Consider the following 21,867-nt stretch of genomic DNA (forward strand, 5'->3'; position numbering starts at 1 on the left):
CATAGTAAGAAAACCAGCACCACACTTCGCAAAATCAAAACGAATGCAAAACGATCGAGGCGATATTCAACGTGCTGGTATGAATAAAAGCGGGAGAGTGTCTTCAGATTGAGCAGTCTTGGAGGTTTTCTTCATACCAACCTTCCATCGAAATAGGCCGTTACCAACGCCGTGTAGCTAGCCCACCATTGCCGTATGGCATCTCCATGGCGAAAACCCATCGCGCTGACGTCACGAAGTTCGTCGCGGCTAAATGGTGCGTGCATCCGATCGTCAAAGGAAAAGCTCAGACCGTCAAGCCCTGCGATCAAACCCGCTTGGTAGCTCGACATAATGGTCCGAACATCGTCCGTGCCGAAGCCGAACGACGGATCGCTAACAATTCGTTGAATTTTCTGATCACAGATATGAGCATGTGCCCAGGCATGCTCCGGCCGGTCATCGAGAGGCCGGAATCTGGCCAGCCGGGCAAGTAGAGCGCTAGTCCGCCCGTATCCTGCCTGCGCACTGTCCATCGAGAGACTCGCCAGGGTTTCTCCGGCACGTATTTGAACCTTGCCCTTTACCAACATCCAGCCAAGCGGCTTGCTCTCTTCGCCTGTCAACGGACCTCCTCCCGTTCTATCGTATGAGACCGATTGACCAAACGATCGGGAAATACCGGTGCCTGAAAGTAATAGCCTTGAAAATATTTCGCACCGGCTGCCTTCGCCGCGTGCAGGTCATCGGCGATCTCTATACCCTCGACCACAACGATCGGCGCGAACTTGCCGACGAGGCTTACCAAATCCCGGAGCCGATCCTGCCCATCGTCGTTGGAAAGCCGGTTGCGCACATATGACCCATCGATTTTGACGATGTCGGCGTTGGCTTCGCCAGCAAAATCGGGGCAAAGGTGACCCACACCGAAATCATCGAGAGCGACACGCGCACCGGCTCCCTGGACGGCCGAAATAAAGGCCATGGCATCCGTCACGCTTGGGAGTGTTGCATTTTCGGTAATTTCGATGACAAGCCGTTTGGCAATATCTGGTCGTCGGCGCAATTGAGCAAAAGCGGATGTCCACCAAATGTCATCCACAGCAGAGAGCGCCGAAACATTGCAGCCCATCGCAACATCGTGCCGATACTCGAGCTGGCGGATGGTCTCCCGAACGACATACCAGTCAAAGACCCGCGTCAATCCGAGGCGTTCCAGGGCGGCGATATAGGTTCCGGGAAGAACGACGGCACCGTCTGGATCCAACAGTCGGGCAAGGCACTCGTGGTAAAGCGGTCGGTCGTAGCGTTCTCCACCCACAACGGCCTGCTCGGCAAAACGCATCTCACCGACATTCAACGCATCATAGGCGAGCGCTGCGGCACACATATCCATCCGGTATTGTCCAGGGTCGAGTTCGACAAGCGGAGCGATCTTCTCGGTCTCTCCAAAATGAGCGCTCAAACTCGGTACGATCTGTTGAGTCTTGATCGTAACCGGGCGTCGCGCGGCTGCGACAAGCGCTGCCTCCACAAGTTCTGCCCGGGGATATGCTATCGCGTCGCTGGCACGAGAAGAAATTTTTACACCCGAAGGGCTCTCGGATACCTCCCAGTCCTCCGTTTTAAAAATGTTGGAGAGGCGTCTCCAGATTTCGTGCTGTACCCGCGCGGCTACGCCATCAGAATATGCGGCCGCGACGTGAGAGAGATTATCGATGACCACATCAAAGGATCGTGGAAGTCGTCTCATGCGACCTGCCTCCGAGCGAAAATCTGACCACGGAAAAGAAGATCACGAATTTCACCGCTCCTCTGCATGCAGACAGGTCGGATCGACGATAGTTCATTCAGCATGGGCTCTCGCATGGGAAACTCCTCTTTGGTGTTGCTGGCGGTCTTAAGGGTAAGACGGTGGCATCCGCGTCGCTTTCGGCCAGTCAGAGGGTCGGAGCCGAAATTGCCCATTACAGGTGTTAAGAGGCGTATGGGCATTCACGCGCTGACGACGTCTCGTAGGCTCCGCCCCTGAGATCGTCGCGGCGTACACCGATCATGTTCAGAAGGCGCAGTGGCGCATATCGTACCGGCTCGTGCTTCGGCCGGAGCAATGGCGGCAAAACTTTCCAGCGCCTTTATGAATAGCGGAAGAAGGCACTTCCCTGGAGGTGATCAAGCTGTTGGCTCACCCTTGAGCATCTTCGCTCGATCGGCACGCGAACCGGTGGAATGGCCGAGATCACCTGCGTGCCTATCGACCTCCTTAACCTCGCGCTGTCCTTAACGGTTTGGTTAAGAGACGGAGCGCCATAACGTTATACAGGCCAACCATCTGAGTACGTTTTCCGAGAATAACCAACCCAAATCAGCTTGAAGGGGATTTGAGCGAGAGTGTAAATGAGCAGGTATACTAGGCAGAAATAGATATCGAATGGAGACCCGCCCAGGAATAGGCGGAAGGTCATCAGCAGAACTATAAATCCGTAAAAGGTTGCAAACACCTTTCGGTATAGTCCGCACAATCCGGTCATCAATATGAAAAGTGCAAGCAGTGCCTGAATGTAACCGCCGAATGCGATAGAGAGGTAACCGACCAAAGACAGGAAAATACCCCCTTGGTCCCACCGTAGATACCGGTTGGTGATGTCGAGGCTCAGATCCTGTGGCTTGTCGGGCCAGAGAGCGCGAGGGACAAAAGTCGTGATGGCCACAAGAATATTCCCAGGACGAGCCGGTTCGTTAGGCTGGACAAATTGTGCCAGGCGATAGCCATCAAGCGTATCGATACCTCCGCCATATACGGCGGTAAAAGGGTTTTCGATCGACTCCGCAAACGCGGTATAAAGATCAGCCCCCCTTCCTGAAACAACGTCGCCCCGGAAGTTCGACATGGCCCCGCCTACAACCGCAAGCACAAGCCCGTAAACGGCGTATCGCATCAGCATAGCCGCAGTGACTTCTCCGCGCGCAATCTTGCCCGCGAAAAACGCCAGGGCCACGGAGAGAACCGGACTTCTGACCGCCCCCGTGACCAGCAGGATCATCCCGCAAGCACTGACCAGATAATAAATCCTCTGATTGAAGAAGTTATGGAAGGCAAACACGCACAACCCCACCGCCAGGCAGGTCTTGAGAATGGTCACCACCCCCTGCCCTCCATCCGCACGGCTGGACAGGTCGGAATGAAACGCCAGTGTTGAAATGGAACCGACTACGATCAACGCAAGGGCGGCGTTGCGCATAACAAAATTGAATTCGCCAGACGCTCTGGAAAAGGAGCGTTGAGAAATGGCGGGGTTACGCTGTGGCACGAGAAACCCGGCCATAACCTCACCCAGCAAAATCACACATAATTCGATCGCCCATTTGCCTGCCAGTCCACCCAGCTCATAGGCCTGGGCAGGCGGCAGAATATGGGGTCCCAGAAGCTTCGTGCTGCTGAGACCTGCTACTTGCATCAAGGCCGAGCCATACAAGCAAAATATATATAAAATACATGCCAGCGCAGACAGCAAGCCTTTCCATGGCGTGTTCCGCAAGGCCAACCAGTAGAAGCGCAACAGGATAAAAAAGCAGATCCCGATGAATAGAATTTGGTTCAGCGTATCCAAATTTCACCTTTATGAGCAGTTGTGGAAGATGCATTCCACGGCAATCATGTGCCAATCGTTCACTTCAGGACGATGACTGCGCTGCTGTTAGCCACAACAAGTGCTTGCCCCCTACCCGGGGGAGCCAGCGTGATCACGTTGTCCGTGATTGTGCCGTCTGTTGCCGATCCGACGATGATGCCATCACGATTGTCCCGGACGGAATTGAATGCGATTTGAAAATGACTGACCCGCTTCGTGTCTATATCGCTTGGATCACCAACCAATATGCCCACTCCCGGATGGTCGAGCACATTGTTTTTGACGATCGACAGGCCTTTAATTGTCGTCACGACGATGCCGTCGCGCACCGATCCGATGAGCGTGTTGCCGCGAATGGCCACGTTTGCCGATCCACCGGCAACATAAATCGAGTTGCCAACGGGTGATGCCTCTCTACGAAACTGTCCTTCGCCAAAGAAGCGGCCTGCCGCCTTAACGGTGTTGCCGCTGACAGTCACGTCTATCGATCGCCCCAGCCGATAATAGCTATCGGAAAACACCACAATTCCGCCCGCGAACGTGTCACTCACGGTGTTTTCCTCGATGACCATGCCGTGAACTCCGCTGGAAGCAATGCCCTTGGCGTAGCCTTTCGCCACAGTGTTACGGCGAAAGATCACGTCTCGCGTGCCGTTGGGAACACGGAAGTCCGTGACAATAACCAGCAAATCGTCACCCGTCAGGGCAATGTCATTGTCTTCGGCAAGAACATTGGCCACGCAACCGTCAAAACCCAATCCGTTGCCCAAAACCTGGCGTATGCGGCAGCCGCGAACCGTAACGTTACTGGCATAGGAGACCTGGATTCCGCCGCCCCGCGCATTGGTGACCTGAACGCGTTCGACCCGGACCAGCTCTGCATTCCACAAATGCGGATCACGCGCGCCGCCAAGGCGCAAACCGTAGGCGTTGGGCTTGCGGCTCTCGACGACGCCGGGTCGGCGCACATCAATCGCATCGGTATAATCAAGCGATAGATCGTGGATCCAAAGCTTCCTGGCGTGCAACCAGATTGCCGGCTGAGGAGTGCCGACTGGCAATGTCGATACAAGGACCGCCCCATCGCCGCTGAACTCGATGTCGTCAAACTGCTCTTCCAGGGTGCTGAAGATATATCGGCCTTTGGGGAAATGGACAGTCGCGGGTCTTCTGGATGCCGCCGCCCGTGCCATTGCGGTCCGGATCGCATCGGTATCATCATTGCGTCCATCACCCTTTGCGCCGAAATCGCTAACGTCATAGATTTCTCTTTCGATGGCGGCGTGAACATCGCTAACCGGCCACGCGGCACAGCCTGTAGCGAACAGTAGTGAGGCTTTCAGCAGACGTCTTCGGCGCATAGTTCCTCCCCTTCAGTCCGTACCTGGAGCCGCGATCATTTCACCCGGCTTTGCATGTTTCCGCAACGATGCGACGGATGGCCTCGTGAAACCGATGAGGGCTGAATTTCTCGGCATGACGCTTGATGGCGTCGGTATCCCATGTGTCCGGGAAAGCACGCACAGCACTGCGGATCGCCTCTGGTGTCGCGTCGTCGATGAAAAGACCGCTCGTGCCTTCATCCGTCGAATCGAGAAATCCACCTGCCCGTAAGAGCAGAACCGGCGTGCCGAACGCGTTCGCTTCAATTGGCGTCAATCCAAAGTCTTCTCGTGACACCGAGATCAACGCCCGCGCATTGGCATAGAGCCAACGCAACTTCGCCTCGCTGACGTAACCGGTCGACACAACATTGGCAGGCGCATCCAGAATCTTGCCGCCACCGGCAACGGCAAGCACGTGCTCGGGCATACCCCTGAACGCCTCCACCAACGGCTGCGCTCCCTTGTATCCACGTGACCGTCCCACCATGAGGAAAAAGGTTTTACCCGCGAGCGTCGGAACTGGCTCTGCCGGCAAGGTTGGATCAACCGAAACCGGCGGGAAAACCACGCGGGCTTCGCGGCCGTAAACTTGCCGAATGCGCTCTGCAACCGAGGTGGAATTCGCGATATAGACATCCGCGGAGGCCGCCGCCTTGCGATCCCATTTCAACAGACCCGCTCGCAAGAGGCCCAACGCCACCCGCACTGGCCATGGGCGATCCAGTAGATAATCATCCGCCTGATAAAGCCATCGTGCCGGGTTGTGGCAATAGACGATCTTTCGGGTTGCCCCCGCAGTCCGCAACGCGTGCGCCCAACCAGATGAACTGCACACCACGGCATCCGCACGCACGGGCCTGATAAAATTCCATGTAGAAGCAAGCAATGGCAGCGCCAGACGAGAATCTCGGCGGAACAACTTCACTCTGCTCAACGCGGTCGATTGTATCGAAATCCGGTTCATTTCCGGGAATGCATCTTCCGGGGAGTAAATCGCGGTTATCAAATAACGCGGGTTGAGCGCCCGCGCGAGTTCCACGGTGACCCGTTCCGCTCCGCCACGCTGGGTGAGATAGTCATGGGCCAATACTACGTCGAGATGTCGCACGATTTTAACCTTCATCAATGGGGGTGGCTCGGGGAAAATTGGGCAGGTGGGAAAATCATGGCGGCACGTGCGCACGGCCGCGCCCGCTCGCGCCATTGGTGTGACCAGCGTGAGATCAAGGTTCAAAGATGACGGGTGTCGTAATGTTACGGTGTTTGGGCAGCCGTCAGCGACGTGTCGCAACAGGTGCGCGGACGGTGATAAGGAGTGGGAGGAGCAACCTGTCTACGCGCGCGCGACGGATGTCAGCGGCGTGAAATGGTCTCTTCAAAAAGCTGAAGGTATCGGGTGGTCGCGTGCTCAAGAGAATAACGCTTGGGCAAAAGAGTTGTGTTGCGAGGTGGCGCACTATCCAATGTGGCTTGGAGCGCATCAGCCACGGCGTCCGGTTCTGTTGGTGGCGCATATCTGGCCACGAGTTCCGGAAGCCTCAGGTGGCTGGACAGAACGGCGGGCAAGCCGGACGCTGCCGCCTCAAGCGGTGCAATCGCCAGACCTTCCTGTCTCAGCGACGTGAACAGGAAAACGTCTGCGGCGCTTAAAACCGTTGGAACATCGGCACGAGAGACCGGTCCGATGAAATGCACCTTGTCGGCAATGTTCAAGTCTTTTGCCAAGGCTCGGAGCATAGGTTGCGCATCGCCCTCCCCCGCGATCAGATAGGCAACATCCGGGCGTTTCGACACAAGGCGCGCAAAGCCAACCAGTGACTCACGAACCCCCTTTTGCAAGATCACGCGGCTTAGGGAAACAACTATCGCCGTGGACGGACCTATGCCCAATCTCTGCCGAAGGCGGCTGCGAGCTGCCGGGTCAAATCTCAGCTCCCCTTCGTTCACACCATTCTCAATCATGGTGACGGGCGTGTGGTGCACAAGCTTCGACATGGGTTTGCGCCGGAGTGCCTCATCGACGGCAGGACCGATAGAGACGATCCCGGAATAGTGTCCAAGCCGCCAGTCCCGCACCAGATAGGGAATGTTCCGGGCTGCCCCCGCCCAGGAAATGGGCGACCGGACGGCCAGCTTCGAGACAATTTCCCCCCAAGGCGTGCCATGCGACTGCAAGATGACCGGCGTCCGACATTTTCCTCTTATTTTGGCATCCAGAACGCCATGCGCGCCTCCCCCAACGCCCATCACCAGATCGACGTTGTCGGCATATTGGTCCAGAAAGACAGAACGTGACTTGCTCCACCAGGCTTTTGAATAGCGCCCTGCTGCGCAATCCAGTGCATGGACGGTAATACCATCAACAGATGCGCCCGGAAGAAAGCCCGTTATGCCGGTGGTCAGAAATTCAACCTGATGCCCGCGTAGAACGATGGCCTTGGCAAGAGCCCAGGACAGTATTTCCATGCCGCCAAGTCGATGAAATGGTGTCGATCTCGACACAAACAAAAGTTTCATCGGGATTACAGCTTTTTGGATTTAGCGCGCGACAGCCGCATATAAACAACGCGAAGACGATCAACCCATTTGTCGCCAATACAGCCACGCAACCACCGCGCCAAAAGACGCACATTTGTGATCCGTTGCTTCAGGGCCTGAGGAGAAAAGCTGTTCGGCAAACATAGCCTCGGCCCTTCAATGGATAGAACAGGTTTGCCGCTCATTCTCGCAATTTCATTGGCTTGATGCAGTTCGCTCTCGACGAACAGCCTTGCCGAACTCGTCCGATAATAGGCCGCCTTGTGCGATCCATGCACGCCCGCCTGGCGTCGCTCTGCGGCGCTTGGAAGATCGAGCATGATCAATTGCTCGTAGACAACGCCGTGGCGCCGCAACCATTCCTCCGTTTCCGGACGGTATTTCTCCAAACGGCTAGTCACGAGCGCCTTGATCGGATGGCTCGGCAGGTAAAGCGGGCGGGCTTGCTTTAGAAAATCGAGGTAAGCCGGTCCGTCATCATTTTCTGCGTAACTGGGATCATGGCAAAGAACGCCATCAATATCGAGGCATGCGTCTTTCAAAATCCCCGGATGATGCAACACATTCCACTCAAAAATCCGCGGCTTATCAATGATTTCCATCACTACATCGACACGGCCCCGAATAGACGATGTTCCGTAAACCACGCAGGTGGTGATGGGCGGCAAGTCGACGCTTGTGGTGTCCAGCTTTTCAACCGCCTTGGCCAACGCTTCTCCAGTGCGGCTACTATCGTCGACAATGAGAGCACGACGATAGTGCTTCGACGCATTTCCCCGCCGCCGTGTCGTCCCTGTTTCAAACACGCGGCCCGCACAAAATCCATCGAGATCGACGAGAGGCAGGTTCAGCGAAAGCGCAATGAAACTCGCTGCCAGAATGCCACTGCGAGGAATACCGACAATTAAATCAACATCATTCGGGATCTTCCATAAATTCCCGACAATATCCTTCTGTAAATCGTTATAGGTCTTCAGTTGCACTCAATTGCCCCTCAGCTAAGCACACACGATCAACGATGCGCAGTACAAAATTCGATCTAAAGAGATCTATAGAGTTCGATGCATTTCCCCGCGACGGCATCCCATGTGAAGGCGGAACTGGTCACAGATGGAAAACGACTGCCCGCTGCCTTTAAAAGGGCCTGATGCCATTCAGGAACATCGCCCGGCTGAACAGTGATTTGGCCTGCCATTTTGAGAAGTTCCCCAAGCCCACCGACATCCGAGCCGATGACAGGCGTCCCGGCCGCCAGCGCCTCTAGCGCGACAAGACCCAAAAGTTCAGGGCGGGAAAAATCACGGCGCTGATAATGCTCGACGGAGGGGACGAGAAGAAACCCTATGGACTTATGGAGACTGGCGACAACTTCATCAGTCGCGTCCGAAACGAAGGTGACATCCTTGTTGCGCGCCAGTTGTTTCAGAGAAGCGAAATAGGCTTGGTCTCTAGGTTGCCCCGCCAAAACCAAACGACGTCCTACGGGTAGAGCCTCAACCGCGATATGGGCGCCCTTATGAGGCACCAAGCGGCCAATGAAGCCAAAGTCATAGCACTGCTCAAGTGGATCTGCGTCTGGCAAATGATCGCCACCGCCCATAATGATCACATTCTGTTTGATAATACCCGTTGGATCCAGGTCCTGCCTGCTCCAGGCGCTCACATAGCCTGCGGCATCGATGAGACGCAGCCGCAAGCGTCCCAGAGCCCGGCCAGGGGCGAGCGCGCCTCCGCCATGGTCGGTCAAGACCAGCGGTTTGCGCAGCAACTTGGCCATCAGCGCTGCATAGTCAAAACCAGGCGTGTTGAGCTGGTGAACATGGACAATGTCACATCGATACGCCAAGTCGAAAAAACGGCGTAGAGAAATAGCATGCGCCGGCTCATCGAGATCGCCAAGTTCTGCAAATTCGCGCAAGGACCGCACAACAACGACATCGACAGTCAACCCCCGGTTTCGCGCAGCACGGGCCAGTTCCGTTACATAGCGTTCACCGCCGCCTTTTTTCGCGCCGCCGAAGACCTCAAGCGTGACGAAGAGGATACGCATTATTCAACCTTTTCGCGTGGTATGACGCGCACCGCGGGGGCGCCGGCATAGGTGCCAGGCTGTGTAATCGAACGGGTCACAACCGAGTTCGCCCCAATCCTGACATCGTTGCAAATGGACATGCTGCTGCGCAGGGGGGCGATGATCACCGCACCCGTGCCGATCTCTACTCTGTCGCCGATGGTCAATCGCGATTTGGTCCCGGGGGAATCGCTGACTGACAGCGTAACGCAATGCCACAGCCTCACATCGCGACCCAGGGATACGTTGGGATGAACAACGATATTCATCGCAAAATGACCAAGAGATGGAAGCCCCGCAAGTACCGCTTCCGGCGGGAGAGCGGCACGAAAAAAAAGGAAAAGATAGGCTTTAATCAGCCGTGCCTTTCGGCGTTTACCTTCGCGATGGTACCGCGTGGACAGGAGCCAGAGACGAGCCGGTTCTGTGAGAAGCATATTAGTTTGCGTCTTCCGCATTTGGGTTTGAAACATTCCGGCTTTGTCCGCGCGGACTTAGCCGAGTAACCAGAACAAGCGCCGTCGCGAGTGCAGCGGCCTGCGACCAGACGCTGATCCATGCAGCTGTCGCAGCGTCCATTCGCTGCCAGGCAGCCCAAAACAGAATGATCGTCGTGAACGCGGCGGCGGCCTGCCCCAAAGAATTGTAGCCGGGCCTGCCCAGTCCACCGAGATACGCGGCGACGACATTGGCCCAGTAACCGATAAAGGTACCCAGCAGCAGAATCCGGATTAATGCCACAGCAGGCGCAAAATCCCCACCGAACACAATAGGAACGGCATAGGGAAGGATTACGAGGATTACGATGGTCAAGGCCACCTGCGCAAATCCGCCGACCAGTATCGAGCGAAGCACCGATTGTCTGTGGATGCCGCCAGCCACTTCGGCCAGTACGTTGCGTGTAAGCACTGCCGTAATAATTCCAGGCACTTCTGCAACGGTGACGGCAACAGAATAGTATCCCAGGTCATTGGTCGCGACAATTGCAGGCATGATCGCCTGATCGAGGCGGGCTGACACTGTAGCCGCAATCGTCCCGAAGGCGGACAGTATCGCGTATGAGAAAAAAGACGCGCTTGTAAATTCCGGGATTATGTTGCCGCTTTGGCGTCTCAATGTGTTTGCGGCATTCGCATTCCCCGGAAGCCGAAGCACCGCCGAAGCGCTGAGTCCGGCAATCATATAGATGGCGGCAAATGCGATCACGGATTTCACGCCGATTATCCAGAGCAGGACGATGGCGCCCACGCGCAAACCTGACCCCAGCATCCGCTCAAGATCAAGCGCACCATATCGCCGCAACCCCTGAATGTGCCCACGTCGTATGGCGATCAAGGCACTCGGCAAGAACGCCGCCCAAATCAGCAGCAAGAAAGTACGGCTTATATCGAGTTGCTCGGCAATTCTCGCAGAGTACCAGAACAACGCCAAACCTACGAGAAAAGTCATGATCAGTGCTATGACCACCGCCAACCGAATGACCTTGCCTGGTGGAGACTGCCGGCCGATGAAATAAGTAACGGCAGAGGGTACACCGAGCGCTGCCACGGCAGCGGCCAGGGTCATGGGCTGAAGAATACCCGCTAACTGCCCTCGCCCGGTGGCGCCCAGGGCGTGCGCCAAGATTGGGGCCGTGATTATCCCTGCTGCCGGCATCGCCGCATAAGCAATGAGACTGCGCATAAGCGGTAGCGCGTCGCGAACATAGCGCATCGACATCCTAAAGCGCAGCTTCCACGGCCTGTTGTCGGCCGGAATCGAGTAATGTCCGGATCTGTTCAAGGCGCGCATCCCAGCTGTTTTTGCTGAAATCACCCGGCGGGGGAGCGTATTCGCCTGTACAAGCACGAGCAACGACCTCGGCAAACTCTTGTGGTGAGGCGATCGTGACCCCGGGGATCGCAAGGCCCGATATGCTTGGCAAAGCCGTTGCGACAACCGGCAAACCAGCAGCCAGATACTCGTAGACCTTCATTGGAAACACGCCCGTTGTGTATTGATTGAGGTGATAGGGGATGATCCCGACCCAGCTCTTGCCAATTTCTACCGCCATTTCCTGCTGGTTCAGCGTGCCAAGATAGGTGACATGTGGCGAGGCCAGCAGCCGGGCAAGCGCGGGGTCACGTTTCGTACCATCAATGCTGAACGGTCCTGCCAGCGCAAGCCGTACTCCCTTGGCGATGATGGCCTCGAATATTGCGAAGTCGATTTTGCTGGGTGTGAGGTTGCCGACGAAAATAGCGCGCCGCTCACGATCCGATGCCGGTGCGCGCAGCCCCTGAAACAGATCGATGTCGGCGACATTTTCCCACACCATCGGGTTCGCATGGAGGGCCCGCAGATGGTTTGCGACACCTGTACTTGATGCAACCAGCACATCGGCCCGCGTAACCAGCCGACGCTCTGCTTGAAGCAACGCTTTGCGCGGGATGCCGTCAATCGTGTGCAACAGGTCGACCGAATGATACACGACCATCTCCGCCCGTTCCTCCAGCCCGTAGGTGAGGGGTGAGAAGCTCCAAAGCGCATAGCGCTCCGGCAAGTGCGGCTGGATACGGCGCTTGATCATCCACCGATTGAACGCACGCACCGGCGCAAAGGCGTGAAACGGGATAACCATGGGCAGATGTCTATGTAACGCCTCGACGCCTTCACGGCGCTTGCCAGATGCGTTGATGTTTGGAGGATCGCGCCTTTTCCAAAGGATTATCGAAATCCGCGCCAGGATCCGGCGCAGATCCTTGACGCTCAATCCCGGTGCCCGCAGACCAAGGGATTCAATATAATGGACCTCACGCTCGGCCACGAGGCGCGCCGCAATATGCTGTTTATTGGTCCAGATCGGCGCATCAATATCAGCCGTAGACAGGATCACCACCGGCAACGGGGGTGCCTTCAAGTTCCCATTTTTCATGGTGAGAACGCCTTCCAAAAGGTCGTGTTGAATGAAGGGGCAGAGCCGGTCAGAGTCCGGGCGAGAGGCCGCCGCTCGGAACGGTGAGGTCTGCGATCAACCCGTAATGGTTGGAACCAAAACTCGACGGGATGCGGGACAATTTTTGCGCCATCACTGGCATACGAATGAAAATATGGTCGATGGGAACGCCCAGAATTCCTGCGCCGGTCGGCCACGTCGCTGGCTCCAAGCCAGCCGTCGTCAATCCAGTGCGCTTCAAAAGGCCTTGCATGTCGGGGGCTATGGTTGCCGCGTTGAAATCACCCGCGAGCACCAAAGGACCGTCGATCTTACTAAGGACTTCACCAAGTCCCGCCAGCTCATCTGTATGGTATTTGTCAAAATAAGGTTTGCTCAGATGCGCTGCGGCCAGAGACAGCGTGACGCTGCCCAGATGAATTTGGGCCGTTGCAAACCGATCCTTGCGCAAATCACTGAGATTGCCGACATAAACCGTCTCCAGCGGATATTTTGACAACAGCAGCAGATCGCATGTGCTCGTATGGTCTCCGCAGCCGATGCGATACGGGAAGATTTTTGACAGGCGATCCAGATGTAAGCCGACCGGGGCAGCTTCCATGACATAGACGATGTCTGCCCCCGATTGCAGGATGTAGTCGGCGATCGCACCACCGTTTTCAAGATTTTCGCCCAGGACGTTAAAGGACAGCACTCGCAGGCTTCGCGTGCTGGTGGTCTCGGTCGAGAATGTCGGCGGCAGCGAATTCCAAATCATCAGAACAGCATGGCAAACAACCAATAGGGTTGCGCACAACATAGCCATCGAGACTGCACCGGGTCGCAAAGCGAGACAAAACAGCGCCAACAGCATCATTGCGACACCGGCATGCAGCTGGAGGGAGAAAACGACAGCCGGCGCCCATAGGTCAGTGGTATATCGCAGGGCGAAAACAGCCAGCGCCAGACCCAGCAGAGTCGCACAAATGTGGAAGAGTATGTTTCTCATGAGGTTTTGCGTCCAGTATCGGGCTGCTTCCCAGCTCCCCGATCAGGTCCTGCCGAATTCATCGACAAGGCGGACAATGTCGTCCTCGCCCAGATAAGACCCAGTCTGGATCTCGATCATTTCCAGCAGAATTTTACCCGGATTGCCAAGCCGGTGCACGGCTCCCTGGGGGATGTAGATGGACTGGTTCTCGTGCAAGATGGTGACCTGATCGCCGATGGTGACCTCCGCCGTTCCCTTCACGCAGATCCAGTGCTCCGCCCGATGATGGTGCTTTTGCAAGGACAACTTCTTGGCGGGATGAACGAACAAGCGCTTCACCTGGAAGCGATCACCGTTAAGGATCGACGTATACCCACCCCAGGGACGCAGCGATGTTGGATGTGTTTCGGTCAGGCTTGCCGTTTTCCGGTCGGCGGCCAGTAACTTCACCAGATTGCCCACATCCTGCGCATTGTCCAGACGCCCCACCAAAACCGCATCCTCCGAGGCGATCACGGCCACGCCATCCATGCCCTGCACGGCCATATGGGCATTGCGGGAAATTACCAGCGAGTTTGTGGTGTTGCGTACAGTGACATTGCCCTGCACCACGTTACCGTCGCCGTCCACTTCTCCGATTTTCCAGACCGCATCCCAACTTCCCAGATCCGACCATTGGATGGAGGACGGGACAACGGCGGCATTGGCGGTCTTTTCCATCACCGCGTAGTCGATCGAAATCGAAGGTGCTTGCGCAAATGCATCGCGATCAAGCCGAATAAAATCAGCGTCCAGCGTTGCCTCCGCAACCGCACGATCCACAGCCGTCACAACGTCAGGCGAATAAAGCTCCAATTCAGCGATAATTGCGGCTGCCGAAAACAGGAACATGCCTGAGTTCCAGTAATAATTGCCGGTATCGATCAGCGCCTGGGCGGTCTCGGCATTCGGTTTCTCCACAAACCGACCAACCGCATAGGCGCCCTTCTCCAGCTGACCGCCCAGTTCGATATAGCCATAGCCTGTTGCCGGCTCTAACGGCGTGATGCCGAAGGTCACCAGCTCTCCCTTCGCGGCCGCCCTCAAAGCGGCAGAGGTGGCGGCTTGGTAATTGTCATCCATCGTGATCGCATGGTCCGACGGCAGCACAAACAGCATGGTGTCTTCACCAAACCTATCCGCGACAATACGCGCTGCCGCGGCCAAGGCGGGCGCGGTGTTGCGCGCCAGAGGTTCCAGAACGATACCAGACAGCGCCATATCCTTGGCGCGCGCCTGCTCGGCGACCAGAAACCGGAAGTCTTCATTGGTCACCACCAAGGGTGCCTCATAGACAGTTTTGTCGGCTACGCGCGAGAGAGTGGACTGAAAAAGTGTCTCGTCGCCAATCAATGTCAAAAACTGCTTGGCTGCCGTGGCACGTGACAACGGCCACAACCGCGTGCCTTTGCCCCCTGCCATGATCACAGGGACAATCTTACCTGTCATATTCCATCCTTTGGATTGAAGCTCTGCGTGCCCGTAGGCGCTACGGAACAGCGTTTGTTTGAGACGAAGCGGGCGCAGGCGGTGCCTCGTCAGATAGGCGGTTGGGCATCGACTTCGTCTGACTTCGTTTCACTGAACAAAGCACACAGTAAATAACCAACGGGACATAGGCTGCCTGCAAGCCAATCGAGGAGAGCGCCGTTCTCGAGACCGTGATTTTGATCTAGCCGGAAGCAAGGCAGGGCATACCGCAGAGACCAGTCGCAATGCTAACATCGCAAAAAACGCGTGGGGGGCGTACTTGACGCTGTCGCGATCTTTTCGATTCATAACGCGACGTTTCTCAGCGTTATACCCGGGTGATGCCCGTCGGGCCTGTGATCGGGTAACAATACCGGCTTAGGGAGCCACCGTGTCGCCCAGCGATAAAGAAGCAGTGCGATGCTCTCAGCTCTCTGTGCCGCATCTGATTTTTCCCGGCACAGTTTGGCAAGTTTCATTCCGGGGTTCTAAAATAAACTGCCTGTCCTCTTCCAAAACCAGACAGGTGAGATTCCCGGTAATATAGGCGCCCGTATCGACATTGATCCGGTTCGACCTGAAAACCGGGCTAGTGACCGGCGTGTGCCCATGCACGATGATGAAATCATGCGGCAGGACACAGTCGAGAAAAGGTTGCCGGATCGACATAAGATCCACCGCTGATTGGTTTTCAAGTGCGATTCCTGGTCGGATGCCTGCGTGAACAAAGGCGTAGTCACCGATCGTTACGTAGAGGCGGAGCCTTTCGAGAAAGCTTTTATGTTCGGCGGGAATTTGCTTCACGGCCAGAGCCATCACGGTATGAACGTTATCACGGTCGATATTGACGGGAACAGTAATACCGTAGGCATGGAGTGTTTCGCGGCCTCCCGCAGCCAGCCACCGCAGTGCGATGTCCATATCGTTCAGCGCACGCAGCATGCTGTCATCATGATTGCCACGCAGCGTCACCACACGCCGTGTCATCTGCCGTTCGATCAACTGATCAATGACCTCGCGGGACCGCAAACCGCGATCAACATAGTCCCCTAGAAGCACCGTGACATTACGCTTGAAGGGGTGTGCGGCCTCATTGGCATCGATTTTGGCAAAGGTTTGCGCAAGCAGGTCCGCGCGACCATGGACATCGCCGATCACGTACACACGCACACCATCGGGAACTCTTGCAGCGGGGCGCGCGATTGTCACCTCTTCCCGCACAGGCAGGAGCTTCACGAAGAAATCAACCAACTTTCGCATCAGGATTGATCTGCCGCCGGCCTGCGCTGCATTGCCGTATCCGCAATCGGATCGAACGATGGTCTTTCTCCCAGTGAGATCGTCACGCAGCCAGCAAGAAGGGCTGCAAGAAGGAGCGCGTTTCCGGGGATTTGCAGGGAGAAATCTACGAGTGAATGCAAGGCGACAACGAGAAGGCTTGTCAGGCCAATGACCGGCGCGAAGCGGTAGCGGGACCGCTCGAGCAAGCCTGTCACAAGCGCCCATCCGAGCGCTGTCAGCGCGACCCCTAAAACGACGACGAAAACGATGCCCATCCCAAGCGCTCCCTCAAGGTAAGAGTTATGGGCAGCATCCCAGACTCCCTCGATACCGGAACATTGCGGTGAGCGATAGGCGGGGAACACATCCGGGAAACTGCCGAAACCGGAGCCAAGCGGCCAATTGTCTCGCACCGCCTGCGCCGTCGATGAAAATGTGCACAGCCGTGCCTGATCGACCGATTGAGCCCCCATGCGGTAGATCGCTTCTTGTGCAACAACCACTGTCGCTGTCGACATCAAACTGACGATGAGCGCCAAACGCCACCCTCGAGGAATTGATCTCGGGGCGGAACGGCGACGGCGCCTCTTCCCTCCATTGAGGAGCCACACGAGACAGATCAGCCCGATGAAGACCGACGCCGTTGCACCACGCGACTGGGTAGCCGCGAGCGCCAATACGTCCATGAGCAGACCAACTATCATATAAAACGTCGCTTTTTCCACATTGGTCAGGCGACCGGGGTTCAAGACCTTGCTGGCAAGGGCCCTGAGGCTACTACTCTGCAAGTAGAAACCCAGCAAACCGGCATTGATAACGATACCGATGCCAAAATAGGTGCCAGCGGAATTCCTGTTGATGTAAAAGCCGGTAAGACTGCCGATATAGGCGGTTTTCGTCTCAAACCCGACCGTCATAGGGGCAAGCAGGAACTGGCAAAGACTGATCGCTGCCATCGCCGCTACGAGATACGACAATATCGACAGGAGCAGGAAGGCCTCGCCTCTACAGTTGAAGAGATGAAGCGCCACGACAAAAGTCAGGAGCGGTGACCATACGATGATATCAGCTTTGGTCTGCTCCGGTGTCACGGACAGGGCCCCCTCGACCGGTCCGACAAGCGACCTGATATAACTCCAGGCGGGATGCTCCCACGGGTTGTCGAGGAGCCGTAACGATTGCCCATATTGGGTCAACGCGAGAACGACGAGGCAGACAAGCGCCACCCCCGAAATGAAGGACAAACGCGGATATGGAAACGGACGCCAGCACATGATCGCCGCGCTCACCGCGACCACCATGGTAATAACGGCCAGCGGTTCGAAATCCACCGCACCGAATGTCAGCATCGGGAAGACAAGGACGAGAAAAAAGACGGCACGCATTCCCATGAAAAACGGCTGCTGCCATGCCCCCGCTCTCCTCATCGCATTGGCCCGATACTCCGTCCCTGCCGGATGACTGTGTGGATCTTTGATAATTCCGTAAACCCTATTCTGCACAGGCGACGACGAGTTCCGCCGGACGCTTCAGATCAAGCTCCACCCCCGGTGGACCGTTCAAAACCGGCGGTCGACAGTTCAAAGGCACAGGATAGGAAACCCCGAGCGCATCAATGATCTTCAAGATCCGCACCTGGCGATCGAGACGTTGCCGGTCAATCACGGTTCGCATCAACTGTCGCGATCTTTCTCCAGCCTCACTATAGAGCGAGGCGATCTCGCGAGGTTCGCCCAGCCTGATGACGCGCTCAATGTCAAGTCCGTGCTGTGGCGGAATAGAAATCCTCCCTGTATCCACCAAAGTTCCCACCAGTCGCAAGCGAGGAATCATGATCCATTTTTCCGCTGGAGCGTAAAAATACGAAAGATCTAGCAAGCGAGTGAGGCTCGCCATGTCACCGCCTTGCTGCACCAGAATTTGGGCAAGAAGCATCCATGCGTTGCCATCGGTCGGCGTGCATTGAAGCCGATGTTTCACAGCTCGATTTGCAGCAGCAAGAAGGCTTTGGATGTCCCGATCCCTGGCTTCGGACCAAATTGCCTGATCGAGCGCGCCCAGCCGGACTGCCAATACACCACGCGACACCTCGTCCAGACAGCTGCTTTCTGCGGCTTTCATCGCTTTCGAGTCTGCCACCTCTGTCAGAACCTTGGGGTCTATCCAACTGTTGGCATCGAGTAACCCTGCCCGCTGGGTAGCCGACTGACGACTGAGTGCTGCGAGTTCAGCTGCGCGACCGAGACGGCGAACATCACTGGTCGGCAAGATATCCAGCAGCACGTTGCCGGCCGTCAGAAAGAGAAGGCTGCTGGCCCCGATCGTCAGGACCAAATAGAGAAAGCGTCTCACAAGCGCGTTTTCTTGCCACCCGCCCTCTCCTTACCGGTTCCGCTATCCGTGTAATAGTACGCATACTTTCCGTAATAGTATCCGCGCGATTCACCGTAATTGTATTTCTTCATCCGTGCGCTGATGACACTGTTGAAGATCAGGCCAACGGTTTTTTCGTAGATATCTCTGTTTTCTTCCAGCACTCGCCGAACGACACGGCGCGGCGTGGTGCCCCATTCGACCACGAAGACGAAGGCATTGAAGAAGCGGCTGATCCCGCGGACATCGATGACGGGTCCCAGTGGCGGCAGATCAACGATCACATAATCAAAATTGGCAGCGGCTTCCTCGAGCAATTTCTCCATCTCATTTGAGGCAAGGAGAACCTGACTGTCGAGAATCCGTTTCTTCGTGACGCTTGGCAAGAACAGGAGGCCGCTTTCCGGCTCCCGCAACAAAAGTTCCTCCAGTGGCCGTTCTCTCCGAAGTACCTCGATCAACCCGGCCGTAACATGGGGAGCCATGCGTCGCGTCATTCCGGGATTACGAAAGTCCGCATCGATAAGGAGAACACGAGCGCCCTGCAAAGCAATGAGACTTGCCAGGTTCTTCGCCGTTGTTGTCTTGCCTTCGCCGGGCATCACAGAGACGATGCCAATGACTTTCCGCCCCGCATTGATCTGAAGATCGACCTCGACCTTCGCTGACCGCAACGTTTCGGCAAAGCCTGACAGAGGCATTTCAAGCACGTGCCGCATAATAGGCTCACGTATAAGCACATGGCGGGCATCAGGGCTCTCTGACTGTTCGGGCTCATTTTTTTTGCTAGGCAGCTTCTCAAGCATGCCAATGAAATGAAGTCCGGTGCTCTCCCGCACCTGATCGGGCGTACGGAAGCCTTGATCATTATATTCCCGCCATGCCGCCAGACCACCGCCAAGCATCAGACCCACCAAGCCCGACCAGACCATCACAAACGGTATATTGGGCCAACTTGGCTTGCTGGGCAGGGTGGCGCTGGTGATGGTTCGCGCCTCTGTCGTTGGAAACGATTGCTGCTGAAGTGCATCCTGATAGCGCTGCAAGAATGTCGTATACAGGTTTTGGTAGCTGTCCGATTCCCGGATCAATTGACGCAATTGCACCATGACCTCGTTGGACGACGTCTGCTCCCCCGCGAGGGTGTTCATTGAATCGTTCAGCGTTTTCTCGCGCGTCCGTGCGACCTCAAGGTCTGAAGTATAGGTCATCGCGATACGCTTTAACTCTACGAAGATTAGCCGCTGGTACTCATCCATATCCTTATGAAGACTGACCACTTGATAGTGCGTCGGGCCGAGTTTGCTGGTCAGTTCCTGCGCCGTCTTGGCTGCCTTGAGATATTTGGTGCGCAGATCATTGATAACAGCGCTGCCCAATTGATCCGTGACGGCGACATCGGTTCTACCCGATTGAATAATATCCGTAATCTGCTTCAGGCGGGCTTCGGCATTAGCGGTTTGATCATGCGCAGCAGACAGTTGCGAGGTCAGTTCAGTAACCTGTTGGTCACCGATAAACTTGCCATCACCTGAAGACACCAGCCCGTGCTTCGCCTTGAACTGCTGGATCGCCATATCGGCCTGAATTGAACTTGACTTGAGTTCGGTCAGGCGATCCCGAAGCCAGCCACTGGCGCGCTTGACCTGCTCATAGCGGGCATTCAATTGATCCGTGAAGTAGGCATCCGCGTAGGCGTTGGCGATATCGACGGATAACTTGGGATTGGGCGATGTATAGCTGACGGTCAGAATATAGGTTCGCGCAACACGCTTGACCTCAAGATTGCTCTCAAGCTTTGCGATGATGGCCTCCCGGACAGCCTGCCGCCTTTCCTCCTCGTTGACCGACGGCGAGACAAACCATGACCCGAAGTTGACGATATGCGAAATTGTGCTTCTGACGGCGGACAACAAACCACCGCCATTCAAAAACAACTCGTTCTGATCAAGCTGCAACTCTTGGCTCACCAACGCTGCGACGTTATCCGATTTGATAACCTCGACCTGGCTGTCAATAGCAGCCGTATCTAGCGTCGCGTCGGCCAGGCTTGCCGTCAGGTCCGAAAGGTTCTTGTGGCTATCGATAATAATCTCATTCGTAGCCGTGTAACGAGGCACCGCTGAAACGCAGTAGACCGCGCCGAGCAAGAGGACTGAACATGTCGCGATGACAACGACCATCTTTTGTCGACGTAAAGCAGCTATGAGCCCGACGACGTCAATTGTTGTTTGTACTCCTGTTGGATTCTCTTTAGGCGGAATAGTTTCAAGGCGATTGTCTACTGCGCGATCGGACATGCCGGATCCTTGTGAAAGCACTCTCATGTCTGTCAAATAGCGATTAAGCGAGACACACACTCGACTGCTTTGTTTTCATTGATTTTTCAGGATTCAGTTTCAGGCTGTCCCTGACAAACTCTCGAATCCGATATCTATCGACGGGATGCTTCTTGTACCGTATCAGCGGGGCTCAACGGCTCCCAACTTGACAGCAGATACTCAGCACGTCCGCCGGGGACTAACCGATGTCGAGCAGGTAATGGTCGAGCCCGAAAAACTGAACGTATCTGCGGTGTTGGTATGACTTGAGCTGCCGCTCGCACTTGTTGTCGCGCCGACTGAAGGAGCACCTCTGCTTCCGTTCACGACGCCACCAACTCCCCCTCCGACACCAACTCCCCCCCCGACACCAGCACCACCATCTACGCCGCTGGCAGACAGCATCAGTGTTTCGGTCGTCGCCATGTTGTAGCCAATCAGCACGTCACTCAAGCCGGAGCTGGCAATCCTGCGCGCAATGTCGTCACCGCACAGCTTGTCAACCGCCATGATTGCCGTGGCCGCCTGCCCCAAGCCTGATCCGATGGCCGCTGCTTGCGTCGAATTTGCCGAGCGTGCAATCTCGAGGAGCGCATCAACTGCGGCTGACGGGTCCGTCTCCGTCAGCGCCTTGACTTTACCGCTCAATTGCAGCCCACCAACCGGATTGCTCTTCAGCAGCGCTTCCGGATTGGACTTAAAATCCGAAAGTTGCTGGCCAGGGAGCTTGTCCGGCAGATTATATGATCCGCCGCAGGCCCCGCCACTTACCGCCGTGGAAGCATTCTGTGCAACGGCAGGGAAAGAGAATGCCTGCGTAAGGACTGATGCAGATATTCCCAGCAACAGCAAAAGACGTTTCATGTCCAAGAT

The 21,867-nt window shown here is 56.0% G+C and carries 18 protein-coding genes; all 18 read right to left on the reverse strand.

The window, feature by feature from the left end:
* Positions 1-131: 131 nt before the first annotated feature.
* Complete coding sequence (locus tag QE435_RS03310; protein ID WP_349040241.1) at positions 132-605, reverse strand: hypothetical protein; 474 nt, start codon at positions 603-605, stop codon at positions 132-134.
* A complete protein-coding gene (locus QE435_RS03315; protein ID WP_349040242.1) occupies positions 602-1,444 on the reverse strand; it encodes an EAL domain-containing protein in 843 nt (280 codons plus the stop codon). Before QE435_RS03315 ends, QE435_RS03310 begins: the two co-directional genes overlap by 4 nt.
* Positions 1,445-2,294: 850 nt before the next feature.
* The gene (locus tag QE435_RS03320; protein ID WP_349040243.1) at positions 2,295-3,590 is read right to left on the reverse strand and encodes a hypothetical protein; all 1,296 of its coding nucleotides are present in this window, start codon (positions 3,588-3,590) and stop codon (positions 2,295-2,297) included.
* A gap of 59 nt (positions 3,591-3,649) precedes the next feature.
* Positions 3,650-4,972, reverse strand: coding sequence for a right-handed parallel beta-helix repeat-containing protein (locus tag QE435_RS03325; RefSeq protein ID WP_349040244.1), 1,323 nt, complete (start codon positions 4,970-4,972; stop codon positions 3,650-3,652).
* A gap of 40 nt (positions 4,973-5,012) precedes the next feature.
* On the reverse strand, positions 5,013-6,230 hold the full coding sequence (locus tag QE435_RS03330) for a glycosyltransferase (RefSeq protein ID WP_349040245.1): 1,218 nt from the start codon (positions 6,228-6,230) through the stop codon (positions 5,013-5,015).
* A 119-nt stretch (positions 6,231-6,349) separates the two neighbouring features.
* Positions 6,350-7,513, reverse strand: a complete 1,164-nt coding sequence (locus QE435_RS03335; protein WP_349040246.1) for a glycosyltransferase family 4 protein — start codon at positions 7,511-7,513, stop codon at positions 6,350-6,352.
* A gap of 5 nt (positions 7,514-7,518) precedes the next feature.
* Positions 7,519-8,517, reverse strand: coding sequence for a phosphoribosyltransferase family protein (locus QE435_RS03340; protein WP_349040247.1), 999 nt, complete (start codon positions 8,515-8,517; stop codon positions 7,519-7,521).
* A gap of 56 nt (positions 8,518-8,573) precedes the next feature.
* Positions 8,574-9,584, reverse strand: a complete 1,011-nt coding sequence (locus tag QE435_RS03345) for a glycosyltransferase family 4 protein (RefSeq protein WP_349040248.1) — start codon at positions 9,582-9,584, stop codon at positions 8,574-8,576.
* Positions 9,584-10,042 carry a hypothetical protein gene (locus QE435_RS03350; RefSeq protein WP_349040249.1) on the reverse strand — a complete coding sequence of 153 codons (459 nt, stop codon included), beginning with the start codon at positions 10,040-10,042 and terminating at the stop codon, positions 9,584-9,586. Before QE435_RS03350 ends, QE435_RS03345 begins: the two co-directional genes overlap by 1 nt.
* A 1-nt stretch (position 10,043) precedes the next feature.
* Positions 10,044-11,318: an oligosaccharide flippase family protein gene (locus QE435_RS03355; protein WP_349040250.1), complete on the reverse strand. Its 1,275-nt coding sequence runs from the start codon at positions 11,316-11,318 to the stop codon at positions 10,044-10,046.
* Positions 11,319-11,325: 7 nt separating this feature from the next.
* Positions 11,326-12,519, reverse strand: a complete 1,194-nt coding sequence (locus QE435_RS03360; RefSeq protein WP_349040251.1) for a glycosyltransferase — start codon at positions 12,517-12,519, stop codon at positions 11,326-11,328.
* Positions 12,520-12,568: 49 nt separating this feature from the next.
* On the reverse strand, positions 12,569-13,528 hold the full coding sequence (locus QE435_RS03365; RefSeq protein WP_349040252.1) for an endonuclease/exonuclease/phosphatase family protein: 960 nt from the start codon (positions 13,526-13,528) through the stop codon (positions 12,569-12,571).
* A 42-nt stretch (positions 13,529-13,570) separates the two neighbouring features.
* On the reverse strand, positions 13,571-14,998 hold the full coding sequence (locus tag QE435_RS03370) for a mannose-1-phosphate guanylyltransferase/mannose-6-phosphate isomerase (RefSeq protein ID WP_349040253.1): 1,428 nt from the start codon (positions 14,996-14,998) through the stop codon (positions 13,571-13,573).
* Positions 14,999-15,445: 447 nt separating this feature from the next.
* The gene (locus QE435_RS03375) at positions 15,446-16,279 is read right to left on the reverse strand and encodes a metallophosphoesterase (protein ID WP_349040254.1); all 834 of its coding nucleotides are present in this window, start codon (positions 16,277-16,279) and stop codon (positions 15,446-15,448) included.
* Positions 16,279-17,691, reverse strand: a complete 1,413-nt coding sequence (locus QE435_RS03380) for an O-antigen ligase family protein (protein ID WP_349040255.1) — start codon at positions 17,689-17,691, stop codon at positions 16,279-16,281. Before QE435_RS03380 ends, QE435_RS03375 begins: the two co-directional genes overlap by 1 nt.
* Positions 17,692-17,791: 100 nt before the next feature.
* The gene (locus QE435_RS03385) at positions 17,792-18,634 is read right to left on the reverse strand and encodes a hypothetical protein (RefSeq protein WP_349040256.1); all 843 of its coding nucleotides are present in this window, start codon (positions 18,632-18,634) and stop codon (positions 17,792-17,794) included.
* A gap of 14 nt (positions 18,635-18,648) precedes the next feature.
* Positions 18,649-20,973, reverse strand: a complete 2,325-nt coding sequence (locus QE435_RS03390) for an AAA family ATPase (RefSeq protein ID WP_349040257.1) — start codon at positions 20,971-20,973, stop codon at positions 18,649-18,651.
* Between the two features lie 201 nt (positions 20,974-21,174).
* Entirely contained in the window at positions 21,175-21,858 is a 684-nt protein-coding gene (locus QE435_RS03395) for a hypothetical protein (RefSeq protein ID WP_349040258.1), read from the reverse strand.
* Positions 21,859-21,867: the final 9 nt, after the last annotated feature.

It is taken from the genome of Agrobacterium sp. SORGH_AS 787 (assembly GCF_030819035.1).
GTDB classification, from domain to species: domain Bacteria; phylum Pseudomonadota; class Alphaproteobacteria; order Rhizobiales; family Rhizobiaceae; genus Agrobacterium; species Agrobacterium larrymoorei_B.

Excerpts from the sequence above, each read along its gene's own strand:
- QE435_RS03325 (WP_349040244.1), bottom strand. The coding sequence starts at position 4,972 with ATGCGCCGAAGACGTCTGCTGAAAGCCTCACTACTGTTCGCTACAGGC.
- QE435_RS03335 (WP_349040246.1), bottom strand. The coding sequence starts at position 7,513 with ATGAAACTTTTGTTTGTGTCGAGATCGACACCATTTCATCGACTTGGC.
- QE435_RS03345 (WP_349040248.1), bottom strand. The coding sequence starts at position 9,584 with ATGCGTATCCTCTTCGTCACGCTTGAGGTCTTCGGCGGCGCGAAAAAA.
- QE435_RS03350 (WP_349040249.1), bottom strand. The coding sequence starts at position 10,042 with ATGCTTCTCACAGAACCGGCTCGTCTCTGGCTCCTGTCCACGCGGTAC.
- QE435_RS03355 (WP_349040250.1), bottom strand. The coding sequence starts at position 11,318 with ATGCGCTATGTTCGCGACGCGCTACCGCTTATGCGCAGTCTCATTGCT.
- QE435_RS03360 (WP_349040251.1), bottom strand. The coding sequence starts at position 12,519 with ATGAAAAATGGGAACTTGAAGGCACCCCCGTTGCCGGTGGTGATCCTG.
- QE435_RS03365 (WP_349040252.1), bottom strand. The coding sequence starts at position 13,528 with ATGAGAAACATACTCTTCCACATTTGTGCGACTCTGCTGGGTCTGGCG.
- QE435_RS03370 (WP_349040253.1), bottom strand. The coding sequence starts at position 14,998 with ATGACAGGTAAGATTGTCCCTGTGATCATGGCAGGGGGCAAAGGCACG.
- QE435_RS03375 (WP_349040254.1), bottom strand. The coding sequence starts at position 16,279 with ATGCGAAAGTTGGTTGATTTCTTCGTGAAGCTCCTGCCTGTGCGGGAA.
- QE435_RS03380 (WP_349040255.1), bottom strand. The coding sequence starts at position 17,691 with ATGGGAATGCGTGCCGTCTTTTTTCTCGTCCTTGTCTTCCCGATGCTG.
- QE435_RS03390 (WP_349040257.1), bottom strand. The coding sequence starts at position 20,973 with ATGTCCGATCGCGCAGTAGACAATCGCCTTGAAACTATTCCGCCTAAA.
- QE435_RS03395 (WP_349040258.1), bottom strand. The coding sequence starts at position 21,858 with ATGAAACGTCTTTTGCTGTTGCTGGGAATATCTGCATCAGTCCTTACG.